General features: G+C 53.1%; 17 protein-coding genes. 6 read left to right on the forward strand and 11 right to left on the reverse strand.

What is annotated here, in order from left to right:
• Window positions 1–48: 48 nt before the first annotated feature.
• Window positions 49–312 (reverse strand): hypothetical protein, encoded by a 264-nt coding sequence (locus JZM60_RS13520; protein ID WP_207162954.1) that lies wholly within the window; start codon window positions 310–312, stop codon window positions 49–51.
• A gap of 43 nt (window positions 313–355) precedes the next feature.
• The gene (locus JZM60_RS13525; RefSeq protein WP_207162955.1) at window positions 356–1294 is read right to left on the reverse strand and encodes a class 1 fructose-bisphosphatase; all 939 of its coding nucleotides are present in this window, start codon (window positions 1292–1294) and stop codon (window positions 356–358) included.
• A 168-nt stretch (window positions 1295–1462) separates the two neighbouring features.
• On the opposite strand from JZM60_RS13525, the gene JZM60_RS13530 reads away from it, so the two are divergent.
• The 4 genes from JZM60_RS13530 (at window position 1463) to JZM60_RS16900 (ending at window position 4261) form a co-directional block, all read left to right on the forward strand.
• The gene (locus tag JZM60_RS13530) at window positions 1463–1882 is read left to right on the forward strand and encodes a QcrA and Rieske domain-containing protein (RefSeq protein WP_207162956.1); all 420 of its coding nucleotides are present in this window, start codon (window positions 1463–1465) and stop codon (window positions 1880–1882) included.
• Between the two features lie 9 nt (window positions 1883–1891).
• Window positions 1892–2995, forward strand: a complete 1104-nt coding sequence (locus JZM60_RS13535; RefSeq protein WP_207162957.1) for a cytochrome b — start codon at window positions 1892–1894, stop codon at window positions 2993–2995.
• 302 nt (window positions 2996–3297) lie between these two features.
• On the forward strand, window positions 3298–3801 hold the full coding sequence (locus JZM60_RS13540; RefSeq protein ID WP_207162958.1) for a hypothetical protein: 504 nt from the start codon (window positions 3298–3300) through the stop codon (window positions 3799–3801).
• 256 nt (window positions 3802–4057) lie between these two features.
• The gene (locus JZM60_RS16900) at window positions 4058–4261 is read left to right on the forward strand and encodes a GSU3473 family protein (RefSeq protein WP_338148858.1); all 204 of its coding nucleotides are present in this window, start codon (window positions 4058–4060) and stop codon (window positions 4259–4261) included.
• Window positions 4262–4384: 123 nt separating this feature from the next.
• On the opposite strand, the gene ettA is transcribed toward JZM60_RS16900, so the two are convergent.
• Window positions 4385–6064, reverse strand: coding sequence for an energy-dependent translational throttle protein EttA (ettA, locus tag JZM60_RS13545; protein WP_207162959.1), 1680 nt, complete (start codon window positions 6062–6064; stop codon window positions 4385–4387).
• Between the two features lie 149 nt (window positions 6065–6213).
• On the opposite strand from ettA, the gene JZM60_RS13550 reads away from it, so the two are divergent.
• Complete coding sequence (locus JZM60_RS13550; RefSeq protein WP_207162960.1) at window positions 6214–7164, forward strand: Tim44 domain-containing protein; 951 nt, start codon at window positions 6214–6216, stop codon at window positions 7162–7164.
• Window positions 7165–7321: 157 nt separating this feature from the next.
• Window positions 7322–7819, forward strand: coding sequence for a ferritin-like domain-containing protein (locus JZM60_RS13555; protein WP_207162961.1), 498 nt, complete (start codon window positions 7322–7324; stop codon window positions 7817–7819).
• Window positions 7820–7898: 79 nt separating this feature from the next.
• Here the strand turns inward: JZM60_RS13555 and cydB are convergent, their stop codons facing one another.
• From cydB to JZM60_RS13595, 8 genes are all read right to left on the reverse strand, one after another.
• Window positions 7899–8927, reverse strand: a complete 1029-nt coding sequence (gene cydB / locus JZM60_RS13560; protein ID WP_207162962.1) for a cytochrome d ubiquinol oxidase subunit II — start codon at window positions 8925–8927, stop codon at window positions 7899–7901.
• Between the two features lies 1 nt (window position 8928).
• Complete coding sequence (locus tag JZM60_RS13565) at window positions 8929–10281, reverse strand: cytochrome ubiquinol oxidase subunit I (RefSeq protein WP_207162963.1); 1353 nt, start codon at window positions 10279–10281, stop codon at window positions 8929–8931.
• A gap of 126 nt (window positions 10282–10407) precedes the next feature.
• Window positions 10408–10818 carry an RrF2 family transcriptional regulator gene (locus JZM60_RS13570; protein WP_207162964.1) on the reverse strand — a complete coding sequence of 137 codons (411 nt, stop codon included), beginning with the start codon at window positions 10816–10818 and terminating at the stop codon, window positions 10408–10410.
• Between the two features lie 104 nt (window positions 10819–10922).
• Entirely contained in the window at window positions 10923–12191 is a 1269-nt protein-coding gene (locus JZM60_RS13575) for a peptidase MA family metallohydrolase (protein ID WP_207165607.1), read from the reverse strand.
• A gap of 55 nt (window positions 12192–12246) precedes the next feature.
• On the reverse strand, window positions 12247–14124 hold the full coding sequence (gene dxs / locus JZM60_RS13580; RefSeq protein WP_207162965.1) for a 1-deoxy-D-xylulose-5-phosphate synthase: 1878 nt from the start codon (window positions 14122–14124) through the stop codon (window positions 12247–12249).
• Window positions 14124–15017 (reverse strand): polyprenyl synthetase family protein, encoded by an 894-nt coding sequence (locus JZM60_RS13585; protein WP_207162966.1) that lies wholly within the window; start codon window positions 15015–15017, stop codon window positions 14124–14126. The genes dxs and JZM60_RS13585 overlap by 1 nt, the downstream gene beginning before the upstream one ends.
• Window positions 15018–15049: 32 nt before the next feature.
• The gene (locus JZM60_RS13590; RefSeq protein ID WP_207162967.1) at window positions 15050–15283 is read right to left on the reverse strand and encodes an exodeoxyribonuclease VII small subunit; all 234 of its coding nucleotides are present in this window, start codon (window positions 15281–15283) and stop codon (window positions 15050–15052) included.
• Window positions 15284–15338: 55 nt separating this feature from the next.
• Window positions 15339–16016 carry a YkgJ family cysteine cluster protein gene (locus JZM60_RS13595; RefSeq protein WP_207162968.1) on the reverse strand — a complete coding sequence of 226 codons (678 nt, stop codon included), beginning with the start codon at window positions 16014–16016 and terminating at the stop codon, window positions 15339–15341.
• Window positions 16017–16067: the final 51 nt, after the last annotated feature.

Here is a 16067-nt window from a genome sequence, read left to right on the forward strand (position 1 = left end):
CCATTCAGGCGGTTTTTTTATGCAAAGAATTGCGGCCGGAAAATTCAGCTAATCCTCTTCGCCGTATTCATCAACTCCGAAAGCATCGTCATATCCCAAATCGTCTGCACCTTCGGTTTCGTCCAATTCTTCGGCAAAGTACTGCTCGGGAGACTGGTCGTCATCGGCTATGGCTTCAAAACGGGTCAGGATATCTCCCTTGGTGCAATAACGTCCGTCACGATGTCCGCAGACATCCGTCGTTCCCTTGTCGCAAAGGTCGAAAAGCTGTATCTCGGAGCACAGTCGTTTTTGTTTTGCACTTTCTTCCATAAAAACCTCGCTACAAACCGGGTTCGACGTTGGCTCATCGCTTTCAGGCAATAAATTCCATCGCCTTTGCCACATCATTCTTACAGCCGATATAAATGGGAGCCCGCTGATCCAGAGACTGGGGATCCAGGTCCAGAATGGGTGTTTTACCGTCAGTTGCGGCTCCGCCGGCATTTTCAATCAGAAATGCCATGGGATTGAGCTCAAAGAGAAGGCGGAGTTTTCCGTTTGGCGAACCATTGAGGGCAGGATACATGAATATCCCCTTCCCTTTCATTATGACCTGGTTGATGTCGGGCACGAATCCGCCCGAATACCGGAGCTTTGCCCCCTTCTCCTCCAGGTAGCGGACAAACTTTTCCGTTCCCGCATGATACTTGTTGCGGAGACCGCCCGGCGAATATATGTCTCCCTCGGGTTTCATCACAACGTTCTCCCGTGAAAGAGTGTACTCCATCAGATGGTTCATGGTGAATTCATGTACTCCTTTGCCGACGGAGTAAACCATGGAAACTCTCGGACCATAGAGGATGTACATGGCGGCAACCTGGTTGCGTCCTTTCTGAAGCAGGTTGCATCCTTCATAGATGGAAACGATTGTGCCTACCGCCAGGTTAACATCCACAAGAGATGAGCCGTCAAGGGGATCATAGGCAACGGAGTAGAGACCGTCGGCATCGGCCTGGGCCTGGAATATCTCGTCCATTTCCTCGGAAGCGATATTACAGACAACTCCTGAGTGGATGAGACGTTTTTTTATGATCCGGTCAGACAGAACGTCAAGAGCCAGCTGCTCTTCCCCATACAGGTTCGACGTACCGGCTACTCCCAGGTCCCCGGTCCGGACGGCATTAATTACATATTTGCTCGCCTCGGCTATTTCGCAGATAAGGTGCACAAGGTTGTCGGATATATCTTGATTGCGCAAATGGCGTCTAAGATTGACCTGGAATTTAGTCGAACCCGGTTGACTTAACGGCATGAAGCCCTCCTCGTGGCATGTAATGGTTAAACCGGTGAAAGGTTAATGTAAACAGGCAAGGCAAATCAAGTGAAAAGTGCCTGCCGACAATGTATCGCAGGTGGCGCAATTGCAATGTACCTACCAGGGGCTATACTTGAGCACGATCATCGGTTTACGGGAGGGTTCATGCAGACCAGCAGCAGACGGGAATTTCTCGGTTTCTGCCTTGGCGGGCTTGCTGTCGCAGGTGCGGTTGCGGTTGCCTACCCTATTCTCGGCTATCTCACACCAGTGAAAACCAATGAATCCGGAGACAGGATTTCGTTTGCTGCAACGGAAATACCGCCGGAAGGTGCCAAATTCTTCAAATTCCGCGGCACGACCGGAGTTGTAATAAGAAAGCAGGGTGGAGAACTCGTTGCTCTTTCGGCAATATGCACGCACCTTGGATGCGTTGTGCAGTGGGAGAAAGAAAAACAGAACTTCCTCTGCCCCTGCCACGCCGGTCGTTTTACTCCTGACGGCACTGTAATCTCCGGGCCGCCGCCAAAGCCTCTGGAGAGGCTGCCGATAGTTGTGGCCGACGGTGTTGTGACTGTCGGATAGGAGCCGGATATGACGCCATTAAAGAGCATCTACCACTGGCTCGACGTCAGGCTTGGCTTGGGAGAACTGGTGGAGAAACATCTCACCGGCTACCTTCTGCCCCGCAACATCAACGCCTGGTATTCCCTGGGCAGCGTGCTTCTTGTCATATTCGGCATCCAGATTGCGACCGGTATCCTTCTCCTCATATACTATGTCCCCGATGCTGAAAAAGCCTTCAAGAGTGTGACTTACATCATGAACGATGTCCCGTTTGGCTGGTTCATCCGCCTGTGCCACGCCGTTGGCTCCAATATGATGGTGGCTGTCCTGCTTCTCCACATGCTGTCGGTCCTGTTTATGGGGAGCCATAAGAGCCCACGGGAAATGAACTGGTTAACCGGCTTCATCCTCTTCAACCTGATTCTGGGAATTTCACTCACGGGTTATCTCTTGCCGTGGAGCCAGCTTTCGTTTTGGGCTACAACGGTTGCCACCAACAGTGTCGGCGCAATCCCCATTGTCGGGGAGTATCTCATGACATTCCTCCGGGGCGGTATTCTGGTGGGTCCACCGACGCTGGGACGTTTTTTTGCCGTTCATGTGACCTTCCTGCCGCTCGCCATCGGAGCTTTTATTGTTGCACACCTCTTCCTGCTGGAGCGCATTGGCGTTTCCACCCCTCCCTTCGGGCTGGGCGAAACAAAAAACAACTGGCAGGGGGACAGCTTTCGCTATCAATCTCACCCCGGTGGCATCCCGTTTTTCCCCAATTATCTTCTCCAGGATATGACTTCCATTCTGATTTATCTGGCAATATTTTTAACGGTCGTGTTTTTCTCTCCGTACATTTTCTTCCCTCCAACCGCCTTTGTGCCTGCCGATCCCTTCAAGACCCCGGCACACATAAAGCCTGAATGGTATTTCCTCGCAAATTATCAGACGCTCAAGGTGTTCCCGAACGAGCTCCTGGGGCTCATGGTTCAAGGGGCAGCTATGACCATTCTGGCGCTACTTCCATTCTTGGATCGGAGCAAGGAGCGAAATCCGCTAAAAAGACCTCTATTCCTTTCATGTTTTGCGGGAGGAATTATTTTGTACATCGCAATGGCAATATGGGGGCATTACTCATGAATCTATCCCCGCGAGCCATACAATTTGCACTCTTGTGGGTATTCATCCTAATGCCCCTTGCTGCGTACAGTAAAGATGAGACGACATGCATCCAGTGCCACGGAAAACAGCCGGGCAAAGGGGGGGCACCGGTTAAAGCCTGGCGCGGGAGTATTCACGAGGCTAATGGAATATCGTGTCATGACTGCCATGGAGGGGATGCAAAAGATGCCCTGTATGCCATGAGTCCTGCCCGCGGATTCATAGGATTCCCTGACACAATGGGGATACCGGCCTTCTGTGGACGTTGCCACGTGGGGATCATGGACGACTACTTCAAAAGTGCCCACGGCCGCGCACTAGGCACCGGAGGGCCCACATGCGTCACCTGTCATGGATCCCATGCTGTAGCAACGGCCACCCTGGATATCATAAACAAGGAGAACTGCGGCAAGTGCCACCCGTACGGGCAAGCTTCAGCCATCAAGGAGGCCATGAGGAACACCGAACGGCTCATCGTTGAAATTGATGGAAAAATTAACAAATTCAAGGGTGAGGGAGTAGATACCGGCTCTTGGGAGAAAAGCCTTTTTTCCGTGCGCAATCGCTATCATCGCCTCTTTCACGAGGTTGACACAGGCAAAGTGATAAAGTTATCGGGTGAATTTCGGGAAGAGCTGGACGGAATCTCTAAAACGCTCGCGAAAATCGACGAACGAGGTCAACGCAGGAAAATAATTGGTGCTATCGTGATCTGCGGGTTACTTGCAGCAGCCCTAATCACCTATCTACTCAAGCGAACTTTCGACGATATATCCGAACCTTAATGACGCACTCCCCCCACTTGCGATAGACCTGAAATTTTATTTTTCCCTCCATTAGCCACATCTAATAGATTTTGCTTTACTGAACTTTTCTTTTTATGTATACATAAAGCCGTTCGATCATTTTCCGATGGGAAAAGCAGGTCTTCTCCCCACCTTCCATTTGAATATGGGCTCTTGCTGAGCCATTACAATCCGGTATATGATAACAAGTTGATTCGCACGACATCCAGAGCTTTCCCGTACAGGAGGAAAAGACATGGTTGTACTGGTACGTTGCAACGACGACACGATCACTGTGGCACAGAGGGTGAAACTCGGCCTGCTTATCCGGGACGGTGTAATCAAATCTTTTCTGCGCTCGGGAGTCTGGGTGGATGTGACAAATTATCAAGCGAAGCCCCAAAGACGCCTTGCCCCTCCCCCCGAATCCAGATGCTCGACATTTGCTACTTGTCTCTGACAGGGCGATATATTTAAATTTCCTACAGTCTGGTCATAATGAAAACGGGGGCAACCAATCGGTTGTCCCCGTTTATTCGTGATGACAAAAGAGCCTGCTGTAATTTGCCGACCTTTTCTGCCGCTATGCTCGCGTCAATTGGCGGTACTTGATCCGATGCGGCATGTCGGCGGCAGCGCCAAGCCGTTTCTTGCGGTCCTCTTCGTACTCTGAATAGTTTCCATCGAACCATACCACCTGGCTGTCTCCTTCGAATGCAAGGATATGGGTAGCAATCCGGTCAAGGAACCAGCGGTCATGGGAGATGACCACGGCACAACCGGCAAAGTTCTCCAGCGCCTCTTCCAGTGCACGCATGGTGTTCACATCCAGGTCATTGGTCGGTTCGTCCAGCAGGATTACGTTTCCGCCTTCCTTGAGCATCTTGGCTATGTGAACCCGGTTCCGCTCCCCGCCCGAAAGCAGGCCGACTTTTTTCTGCTGATCGCTCCCGGAAAAATTGAACCGTGACACATAGGCTCGCGAGTTTACACTTACCTTGCCCAGTTGCAGGGTCTCCTGCCCTCCGGAAATCTCTTCCCAAATGCTCTTGTCCGGGCTCAGTGCATCGCGGCTCTGGTCCACATAGGCAACCTTCACGGTATCTCCAATGCGAATGGAGCCTGAATCAGGTTCTTCCTGGCCTGTAATCATCCGGAAGAGCGTTGTCTTGCCGGCCCCGTTGGGGCCTATCACGCCGACGATCCCTCCAGGTGGCAGCCGAAAACTCATCCCCTCCACAAGGAGCCGGTCGCCATACGACTTGGAGATATTTTCCGCCTCAATGACGATGTTGCCGAGTCTCGGCCCGGGAGGAATGTAAATCTCCAGTTCCTTTGCCCGTTTCTCGCTCTCCTGGGAGAGTAATTGTTCATAGGAACTGATCCGGGCCTTGCTTTTCGCATGGCGCCCCTTGGGGCTCATCCTTATCCACTCGAGCTCCCGTTGCAGGGTCTTCTGACGATCGCTTTCCGACTTCTCCTCCTGCGCGAGCCGGTTTTGCTTCTGCTCAAGCCATGAAGAATAATTCCCTTTCCACGGGATCCCCTCTCCCCGGTCCAGTTCGAGAATCCAGCCGGCAACATTGTCAAGGAAATAGCGGTCGTGGGTAACGGCGATAATGGTGCCGGGATACCCCTGAAGGTGATGTTCAAGCCAGGCAATGGTCTCTGCGTCCAGATGGTTGGTGGGTTCGTCAAGGAGGAGGATGTCGGGCTTTTGCAGCAGAAGCCGGCACAGGGCCACGCGGCGCCTTTCACCGCCGGAAAGCACCGTGACCGGCGTATCGCCCGGCGGGCAGCGCAAAGCGTCCATGGCCATCTCCAGCCGGGAGTCCAGATCCCAGGCATCCAGATGGTCAAGTTTCTCCTGCACGGTTGCCTGGCGATCCAGCAGTTTGTCCATATCGGCATCGGGATCGGAAAAGGCGGCCGTTATTTCGTTGAACTCGTTAAGAAGATTTACCGTTTCCTGGCAACCCTCTTCGACGATTTCCCGCACGGTTTTCCCCTCGTCGAGATGCGGTTCCTGTTCAAGGTAGCCTACGGTATAGCCGGGCGAGAGAACCGCCTGGCCATTGAAATCCTTATCGACCCCGGCCATGATGCGCAGCAGCGATGATTTACCTGAGCCGTTAAGGCCCAGGACACCGATCTTGGCACCATAAAAATAGGAAAGGGAGATGTCCTTGATGACCGGCTTTTTGTCATAAAACTTGGACACACGCATCATGGAGTAGATAATTTTGTTTCCGTCAGTGCTCATGGGCGGTTGCAATCCTCCTCGATAAATTCAATTCGTCTTTGTACACTGTCGTCTAAGTGCCTGTCAACTTCGAGCTTTTTTTAATTATCTTTCAAATGGCCTGGGATTGCCGTAAAATTTGCAAACTGAACTCACGAAAGGTGGAAGCAATGAAAAATCGCTGGATTGTTCGTTTATTTACTATTGCCTTTGCTGTTTCCCTTATAGCCATGGGATACCAGGAAGCCAGTGCCCGCGCCGGTGGCGGCCGTTCATTCGGCAGCCGTGGAGCACGCACCTACAAGTCGCCGTCTCGCATGACAAATCCGTATACCTCCCGCCCCCAGCCATCTCCGCAACAATCCTTTCCCCAGGCCCAGCCCCAGCGCCAGGGCGGAAGTTTTCTCCGGGGATTGGCCGGTGGTGTCGTCGGCGGCCTTCTCGGGGGGATGCTCTTCCGCAGCCTCGGTTTTGCAGGTCCGGGCGCAGCGGGAGGTATCGGGATATTCGACATCCTCTTGATCGGCGGAATCCTGTACCTGATTTACCGCTTTGTTGCCTCGCGCCGCAGAGCGGCTCAACAGACCGCCGGCGGTACGCAGCAATACTGGCGTCAGGCGGAAAGCGCAGAGCCTGCTCCGCAACAGTATAATTTCAGCCAACCCCCGGCACAGGACGAAACGAGCTCCGGTCTTGCACATGTTCGTCAGATGGATGGCACTTTCGACGAAAATCGCTTCAAGGACAATGTCCAGGATATCTTTTTCCGCGTCCAGGGGGCTTGGACCAGACGTGACCTGACACCTGTAGCCAGCCTCCAGACCCCGGAAATGCAGGATATCTTCCGCCGGCAGATTGAAGAACTGAAGGCTGCCGGTAACATCAACCGGCTTGAGAACATAGCAGTCCGTGAAGTGGAAATATCTGAAGTATGGCAGGAAGAAGGAAACGATTATATTACGGTGCGTTTTCTGGCAAGCATCCTTGACTACACTACCGATGAGACCGGGAAAGTTGTGTCCGGAAGCGACCTGGAACCCGTAAAGTTCGAGGAATACTGGACCTTCAGCCGGCCCGTCGGGCCGAACCAGTGGAAGTTGTCGGCCATTCAGCAGGCATAAACCGGCAGAACACTTACAAGCCCAGTGATACATAGCAGAAGCCGCCGGAGAATGATCCCCGGCGGCTTTTTCATTGGCCCTGCCGTTTGACAACGCCTTATTATCCGGTAGCTTTAAGCCATATCTATGCTGATCTATAACTCAAAGGAGGCGGATAATGTTTGAAGAGATCGACGTGCAGGAAGCCATCATAAAATCATTGCAAACGGAAAAAAATGCCATGAATTTTTATCAACTCGGCGCAACAAAAATGAAAGACCCCGATGCCATCAGGGTATTCAATGTGCTTGCCGCCGAGGAACGTGAACATGCCGGCCATTTCTACAAGATCTATAAAGGATCGAGTATCCCTGACTTTGACGAGTTCATTGACGCGCCTCCTGACTACGAATCCACCTGGATGGTTGCATTGTCCAGAACGATCAACTCCGACTTTACGGAGCAAAAGGCCCTTGAACTTGCCATGAGCAAGGAGCAAAACCTGGAAAAGACCCTGAGGGAAACCGCCGCTAAAATCAAGGATGAAAATGTTCGGGCCATATTCGAAATGAATGCCCGTGAAACCCATAATCATTACGAGATGATCGAATCGGAATATGCACGAATCATGGCGATGGTACATGAATCGGATATAGACACCTACGTCAGGGAATAACACCGGCAGATGGAATACCAGTCTGCTTCAACTAAAAAGCCCGCAGAAGCGGGCTTTTTAGTTCTAAATTTCCAGAAATTCAATATGCCTGTTTATTACCAAGGACATCTTCCTCGGTGACCGGAGCCCTGAATACCCGATACACCCAGATTTTGTAGATAATCACAATCGGTACAAAGATAAACGCCACAATTGTCATGATTTTAAGGGTATACGGACTCGACGACGAGTTGAATATCGTCAGGCTGTAGGCCGGATCAATGCTCGACGGGATAAGATTCGGGAAGAGCCCCACGACGCCGGTTGCTACTACGCTGAGCACCGTGACGCAGGATGCGGCAAAAGCTGCGAGCGTTGCCCCCTTGGCCGAGAGCACCCGGATTCCTGCAAGAGCGGCAACGGCGATAACCGGGACCACAAAGAGAATCGGATTCGCCAGATAATTGTCGAACAATTTCGTCGCAAACTTGGTGTAGGCAAGGAAAGCCACCGCAACCACAAGCAGGGCCGGCCAGGTCTTGTCGGCAATTCCTTTGGCACGGGCACTCAAGTCACCAACAGTCTTGACCGACAGCCAGAGCGCCCCATGCACCGTAAAGAGAAGCACGAAGAGAACCCCGGTCAGCAGCCCGTAGGGGTTGAGCAGCGAAATGAATGAGCCCTGATAGCCTGCTGCATCCATGGGAAGCCCCTTGAAAATATTGCCGAAGGCAACACCGAAGAGAAGCGCGGGCAAGAAATTGGATACTTGTATCGCCACATCCCAAGCCTTTTTCCACCCCTCCCCTTCCAGTTTTCCGCGAAACTCGAAAGAGACCCCTCGAACAATCAGGGAGAAGAGCAGGAGCAACAGCGCAGTATAGAGGTAGCTGAACATGAGGGCATAGGTAGTGGGAAACGCCGCAAAGGTGGCACCGCCGGCGGTGATGAGCCAGACTTCATTGCCGTCCCACACCGGCCCGATTGTATTGATTAGTACCCGCTTCTCGCCGTCGGTCCGGGCAAGTATGTTATGGAGCATTCCTGTCCCGAAGACGAAACCGTCAAGCATGAAATAAACAGCCCAAAGAACTCCCCAGAGCACAAACCAGGTAATCTGCAGTTCCATGTTACGCCCCCTTTACCGTCGTTGGTTTGATAATTCCGGAAAGATCGTCATCCGGCCCCTTGCGGGCGTATTTAGCCAAAAGGTAGATGTCGATGGCCCCAAGCAAACTGTAAATCAAGGTGAAGCCCACCAAAGAACCTATCACCTGAGGTGACGTCACCGCCTTTGAGACTCCTTCAGAAGTCTTCAGCACACCATACACGATCCAGGGCTGACGGCCCATTTCAGCCACTATCCAGCCAAGTTGCGCCGCAAGATATGGCAGAGGCAAGGACAACAGCATGATCTGCAGGAATAAGGTCCGTTTCTCAAGGGACTTCATCATTGAAAGAATTACGGCGGCCAAAACTGCCAGGGCAGTGAAGGAGCCGAGTCCCACCATGATACGGAAACTCCAGAAGGTAGCCTGTACCGGCGGCCGCATTTCCTTCGGGAAATCCTTGAGGCCCTTGATCTCGGAGTTGGGATCATGGAATGCGAGCAGGCTCACCAAATTGGGAATACAGATTTTCTCTACCGCATTGCACTCATTCTTAGGGTCGGGAAGAATGAGCAGGTTCATGCCGACTCCACGCTTGGTCTCCCATACCGACTCCATGGCAGCAAACTTGGTGGGTTGGGTCTTGGCGATTTCCACCGCATGGAAGTCGCCGGAAAGAAGCACCAGAACTACGCCCAACAGACCGAATAACGCCCCCATCCTGAATGAACGGACAAAGAAATCCACCTGGTTTTTCCGCAGCAAATGCCACGCAGAAATTCCCATGACAAAAAACGCCGCCACCATGTATCCGGAACTTACGGTATGGACGAACTTGATGATTCCATAGGGATTGGTAACAACCGCCATGAAGTCGACCATTTCGGCACGGCCATTACGGAGAACATAACCTACCGGGTTCTGCATCCAGCCGTTGGCCAGAAGGATCCAGAGGGCCGACAGGTTTGTCGCGATTGCCACCAGCCAAATGCTGATTGCATGGGTAACCTTAGATACCTTGTTCCAGCCGAATATCCAGACGCCGATGAAAACGGACTCCAGGAAAAAGGCCACCGTGGCTTCAATGGCCAGCGGCGCCCCGAAGATATCTCCCACGTACCTGGAATACTCGGCCCAGTTCATGCCGAACTGGAATTCCTGAGTAATGCCGGTAACGACCCCCAGGGCAAAGTTTATGAGAAACAGCTTCCCCCAGAACTTGGTCATCTTCAGATAGGTCTCATCCCCTGTGCGCACGTATCTGGTTTCCATGTACGCAGTGAGAATCGAGAGGCCCAGGGTAAGCGGAACGAAAATGAAATGGAACATGGTCGTTGCCGCGAACTGCAGCCTGCTCAGGGTTAGTACGTCCATCCGTCCTTACCTCCTTGCATTAATGTGTAATAAATAGCCGCCAGGGCTGTAATACTTAATTTATAAATTACAGAAACTGTATCATAGCGGACCAATTTTGTCCTTTATTCGGGCAAAATTTTTTCGCTATTTCTGATGTACGGCAAGATCTTCTATGGTGACCCCATCGAGAACTTCCACAACACGCTGCTGAATCTGCCTCCAAACCGGATGTACTCCGCACGTGGTGTCGCGTTCGCAAACTCCGGAACCCATCAGGCATCTGTTGGGCAGAATAGGGCCTTCCACGGCCTCAACAACCTCACGCAGGGTAATCTGTGATGCCGGTCGGCCAAGCATGAAACCTCCACCGGCGCCCCGAAACGAATTTACAAGGCCAATTTTTGCAAAACTCTGGAGTATTTTGGCGAGGAACATTTGAGGAACATCAACAGCCTCGGCAATCTCGCTGATAAGCGCCACTTTACCCGGAGGAAGTTGCGCCAGGTAAACAACTCCCCTGATTGCGTATTCACCTTTACGTGTCAATTCCATCATAATTAAATACCTATAGGACCATTTTTGTCTTCTTATACGTCACGAATATTTTGTTGTCAATCATTTTTTATAAGGCCCTTACACGCTTCCGCAGAAAGAAGGCATTACCCTCTTTTTTCACCAAATTCCCGTATCATATACGCCTTCCATTCGTCGAAAACGCCTTCAAGGTTGAGACCAAGGTCATCGAGCCCCCCTGCAATCGCCTTGTCAATCGGCAAGCCCTCCCCTAAATTCGAGAGTATTGTCCGCATCCTGTGCCACCCATAGGTTGCAACCATGAAGTTTGCCAATGCGTAGCTCTGTTCATAGGCCAGATGAACCTCGGAGGTTCCCAGGGCGGCAAACCCTGCTTCAAGTCTCTTAAGAGGGATGAATTCTCCCGTTTTGACGGCTTTCTCCAATTCTCGCAACGGAGTATTGAATTCCAGTCTTCCCTGAAGTTCCGCAATGCCTTCATTGAGCCACACAGGGCAATTCCCTTTCGTTATTTCACGTATAACGGCATGGGTGTATTCATGACGAAGCGTTCCCCTCAAGTCGGAGGTGATTTCAACTATCCCACCTATTGGCAGCCTGATTTTTCCGTCGTAGAGCCCACCGGACCAGCCCGGTGAACGAGTCACCTCACGATAGTCGCGTTTTGTGTAGAGAATGACCGGCACCCGTGCCTCGGGAAAACAGGAAAGATCCGTCCCGACTCCGTTGTAAACTTGCTCGAGAACGTCAAGGGCTGCCAGCGCAATATCTGTTTTAACCTCTTCCGTATCATAGGAAACAATGAAACGGGAGCTGTGCCCCCGCTCCATTCTCGCCTCCACTGCCTGCTCGCGGCGCATTTTTTCCATCAGCCCGCTGAGAAAAGTATCAGATGGCGCCATGGCCGTGGCTTTTTCCCAAAACTCCAGGGCCTTATCAGTTTCTCCTGCATCATAGTGCAGCCGGCCAAGGAAATATAGACTCTCGGCCGAATCGCCACCAAGCTTTCGGGCCTGCTGTAATTCATACTGGGCCGGTAAAACGTTCTTCGCCAGGGTAAAGGAAATGCCACGCAGCAGATGATACTGCGGATCGTCGGGAAACAGCTCAATGGACTTCTCGAATTGCGATGCCGCTTCCGGATAAGACTTTTTATTCAAAAGCTTCTGCCCCATCAGGGCATATGCGGTAGCAAGGTTCTTCTTCAGGGTTTGATCCGCCGAATAGAGCCGATAGGCCTGCTCCAGCTGCTCGATGCCCTGCTCAATTTTTCCCTCCTCCAGGAGATCAACTCCATATATGTTATGCAGAAGAGGGTCGGCAGCATCGGCAACCGGCGAGAAGATGGAAAACAGACTGATCAAGCAGAAGAGTTGGGTTGTTATGCGTTTCATCGCCACCTGTTTGTCCGCTTATGGTACGAAAAAGCCGGGATGGCCCCGGCTTTGCTCAAGATCTCATGAATGCTCGAACTCTTTCGGTGATCCCCGGAGCGTCCAGTCCGAATTTAGCCCTGAGTTCCGGCTGTTCTCCCTGTTCAACATAAAAATCGGGGTACCCCAGGCGCAGGACCTTGACCCCTTCAATACCCTCCTCTTCCAGCAGTTCCAGCACTGCCGTACCGAACCCGCCCTGTACGGCGTTTTCTTCAACGGTTACCAGGGTACCGGTTGCACGGGCAAGGGATATGATTGCGTCACGGTCAAGGGGTTTGATGAATCGAACGTTGACTACGCTGAAATCTAGTCCGTCTGCCGCCAGGGTTTCGGCTGCCTCTCGGGCGGGATAGACGGTTGACCCTACCGCAAGCAGAGCGCCGCTGTTTCCTTCCCGCAACATTTCACTTTTCCCGAGCGGCAGCGCCTGAAATGCCTGGTCAAGGGAAATGCCGTAGCCGTTGCCGCGCGGGTAGCGCAGCGCCGCCGGCCCGTCATGGTCGATGGCTGTCTTCAGCATATGCTGGAGTTCGTTCTCATCCTTTGGCGCCATTACAACCATATTAGGCAGATGACGCAGGTACGAGAGATCGAAAAGCCCATGATGAGTCGGGCCGTCACTTCCGACAACCCCGGCACGGTCTATGGCGAAAGTGACCGGAAGATTCTGCAGGCATACATCGTGGAACACCTGATCATAGGCCCGCTGCAGGAAGGACGAGTAAACGGCGAATACCGGCCGGTAACCCTCGGCGGCAAGCCCGGCGGCAAAGGTTACGCCGTGCTGCTCGGCAATACCCACGTCGAAGAACCGTTGGGGGAAATCTGACGCGAACGCGGTGAGCCCGGTCCCATCCGGCATGGCAGCGGTGAGTGCTATGACCCGGTCGTCGTCGGCCGCTATTTTTCTGATTGCCTCGCCGAAGACGCCGGTATAAGAAGCTGCCCCACCCTTCCCTTTCAGCACCTTGCCGGTTTCAGCCTCAAACGGTCCGACACCGTGAAAAAGGGCCGGTTTTGCTTCCGCGGGGGGGTATCCCTTTCCCTTCTTGGTAAGAACGTGAATCAGTACCGCGTCATCAAATCTTTTGATTTTTTCGAAGGTTTCCGTAAGGCGGCCGATGTCGTGCCCATCAATGGGACCGATGTATTCAAACCCGAACGCCTCGAAGAGCATGCCGGGCGTGAAGAGACTTTTGAGGGATTCCTCTGCGCGCTTCGCCACCTTGAGAACCCCGTGGCCTATCTTGTCAAGCCCGCCGAGAAAACCTTCGAGGTCCTTCTTGATCGTGTGTACAAAGTCGCTGGTCACGGTACGGTTCAGAAAATTGGACAACGCCCCCACGTTCTCGGCAATGGACATCTCGTTGTCGTTCAGAATAACCACCAGGTCCTTGTTCAGCTCTCCTGCGTGATTGAGCCCCTCGTATGCTAGGCCACCCGTCATGGAGCCATCGCCGATGACTGCTACTACCTTGTTCCGTTCGCCACGCAGGTCGCGAGCGGCGGCAAAACCGAGAGCCGCTGAGATGGAGGTTGAGGTATGGCCCGTGTCGTAGGCATCATGGGGAGATTCGCAACGTTTGGGGAAACCGCTGATTCCACCGAGGGTACGAAGAGTGGCAAACTTATCCCGCCGGCCGGTAAGCAATTTATGGGCATAGGACTGGTGCCCCACATCCCAGATAATCTTGTCCGTGGGGGAATCGAACACCCTGTGGAGAGCCAGAGTCAGTTCAACCACGCCGAGGCTCGGAGCCAGGTGCCCGCCGTTTTCGGCGCAGACGGCAATGATTTTTGCCCTCAATTCCGATGCAAGCTGCTCAAGTTGGCTGGCAGAAAGCCCCTTCAAATCGCAGGGTGAGTCGATGGTTTCAAGAATTGTCGTCATCAGGAATTCCGGGATACGATATAGCGGGCAATTTCCCGCAGCGGCTCGGCCTTCTCACCGAAAGGCGCGATGGCATCAAGGGCGATTTCAACCAGTTCCTGGGCGCGGCGTTTGGAGTCGGCCAGGCCCATAACCGCCGGATACGTTGCTTTGCCGCGGGCTTGATCGCTTCCGGCATCTTTACCGATCTGTTCGGTGGTTCCCTCTATATCAAGAATATCGTCGGCTATCTGGAAGGCGAGGCCGATGGCTTCCCCGTAACGGGTCATGGCCGCGAGGGCCTCCCCTTCAGCCCCTCCGAGGATGGCCCCGGCTTTGACCGAAGCCTTCATAAGGGCGCCGGTCTTGTGGGTGTGGATGTACTGGACCGTGGCCAGATCAATATCCTTTTGCCCCTCACTCTCCATATCGACTACCTGGCCGCCGACCATACCCCTGGATCCGGCGCAGAAGCCGATTTCCTGGATAACCGGAAGCAGACGGGAAGGCCCAACTTTCGCTGCATATTCCGGAGAGCTCATGAGGATAAATGCTTCCGTCAGGAGCGCATCGCCGGCGAGAATGGCGATTGCTTCTCCGAAAACCTTGTGGTTGGTGGGACGGCCGCGGCGGAAATCGTCATCGTCCATGGCCGGCAAGTCATCGTGAATCAGTGAATAGGTATGTATCATCTCCATGGCGCAGGCCGCAGGAAGAGCGAGATCCGGCGTTCCTCCCACCGCCTCGCAAGCAGCGAGCATCAGCACGGGACGTATCCGCTTTCCCCCGGCAAAGACCGAATAACGCATGGAACGGTGGACGGAAACGGGGAGCTCACTCTCCCTCGGCAGATGGCGTTCAAGGGCTTCGTCAACAATGGTGCAGCGTTCTTTGAGATAGCTTTTCAGGTCCATGAAAACTCGCTTTTAATCAAAAATATGCTTCCCTACTCCCCTTCATCCAGCCGGAATGGCTCCTTCGAGAAACTGCCGTCCTTTTTCTTGAGCAGTAACTCCACCTTTTTTTCCGCCTCATCCAGCTTTTTGGTGCAGAAGGCGGCCATTTTGACCCCCTCCTCAAAAGCTTTGAGGGAGTCATCAAGGGACAAGTCCCCGCTTTCAAGCCTGTTCACCACTTCTTCCAGCTTTTTAAGTGCGGTTTCGAACTTTTCAACGGCCATGGATGCCCTTCCTGACTGAAATTGAGCGTTTATTATACCTATTGGGCAAGATCAGTCAAGGAGTTGCGGCCAGAGCTGCCCCATAACCGGGCCAATCGAAATGCTGGAAGTCAATGAGGAGGGCGGTTGGGATGAAAGTGTCAAGCTCTGCGAATTCTCGCCCCAGGAGGCGTGCCGACAAACGCCGAAAGAGACGGACCTCTGCCCTGAATATATCAGTGAACTCTCCCCTGAGTGCAGTGTCGGCCAGGGGGTCGTTATCAACAAAATTGAGGGTGCACCATTCGTCATGGAGCACTTCTCCCGTAAGATCAACCAGGGGAAGCCCATGGAGCCGGCAGGTCATGGGGCGAAATTCGTAGACCAGGCATCTGCCGTCCTGCCCGAGAAGCGGGCAAGGAGTTTCATCGTCATCGGGCATGAGAATTTCCCACTCTTCTTCGGGACGGTAGTTGAGAAGATAGGGAGAATCGAACTCGGGCCAAAGCTCCTGGAGCACAAAAAGGCGCGAACGGCATCGCTCCAATACCTGCCCGCGGGTGCAGGCATCCAGTTGATCGAAACCCTTTTTAAGGAGCGCCGCATCTAGGAGCGTGATATCGAAAAGCCCTCGGCAGCACTCGGAGCACCCCGCGGCACAGCGGATGCGCTCACCGGATTGCGCGATACAGTTGGCGAACCACTTGTCCACACTGGACAGCAGTTCGCTATATTCCTTTAAAATCCCGTCCATGTTCCTTCAAAAAAAGAAGGCGGGAAATCCCGCCTTCCCTGCTTTCTTGTT

The organism is Geobacter benzoatilyticus (assembly GCF_017338855.1).
Classification (GTDB): Bacteria; Desulfobacterota; Desulfuromonadia; order Geobacterales; family Geobacteraceae; genus Geobacter; species Geobacter benzoatilyticus.